This window comes from Aquimarina megaterium XH134, from assembly GCF_000520975.1.
Lineage (GTDB): Bacteria > Bacteroidota > Bacteroidia > Flavobacteriales > Flavobacteriaceae > Aquimarina > Aquimarina megaterium.
The window spans coordinates 1-773 of record NZ_JACB01000130.1; the positions used below are offsets into that span (position 1 = coordinate 1).

The following is a 773-nucleotide window of genomic DNA, read 5'->3' on the forward strand; positions in this document are numbered from 1 at the left end:
GGTGACTGTCCAGGTGACTGTAGTATCTCCTATTGGAAAGGCTCCCGGTGCATCATTAGTTACACTCGCCACTGTACAATTATCTGAAGTAGTAGGTGTACCTAAAGCAACTCCACTCGCAGTACATAAACCGGCATCTACATTTACATTTACCGTGGCTGGACAACTAATGGTTGGATCAATATTATCTATTACTGTTACCGTTTGGGTACAGGTAGCTGTATTTCCTGAACTATCGGTTACCATCCAGGTTACGGTGGTATCTCCTATTGGAAAAGTACCCGGAGAATCATTAGTAGTACTCACTACGGTACAGTTATCAGAAATTGTGGGTGTAACTAAAGTAACTCCTGTTGCGATACAACTTCCAGGATTTACATTCACACTTACATCTGCAGCACACACTATTGTTGGATCAATGTTGTCTATTACAGTTACCGTTTGAGTACAGGTCGCTGTATTTCCTGAACTATCGGTGACTGTCCAGGTGACTGTCGTATCTCCTATCGGGAAAACTCCTGGTGCATCGTTAGTTACACTAGCTACTGCACAATTATCTGATGTAGTCGGTGTACCTAAAGCAACTCCACTTGCAGTACATAAACCAGCATCAACATTTACATTTACGGTTGCAGGACAACTGATGGTTGGATCTATATTATCAGTTACTGTTACCGTTTGAGTACAGGTTGCTGTATTTCCTGAACTGTCTGTTACTGTCCAGGTGACTGTAGTGTCTCCCAGCGGGAAAGCTCCTGGTGCATCATTAGTCA

The 773-nt window shown here is 43.1% G+C and carries 1 protein-coding gene; it reads right to left on the reverse strand.

Features of this window, described 5'->3' with window-relative positions:
* A partial coding sequence (locus Z053_RS29575) for an HYR domain-containing protein (protein ID WP_035097255.1) occupies positions 1-773 on the reverse strand: 773 nt, incomplete at both ends.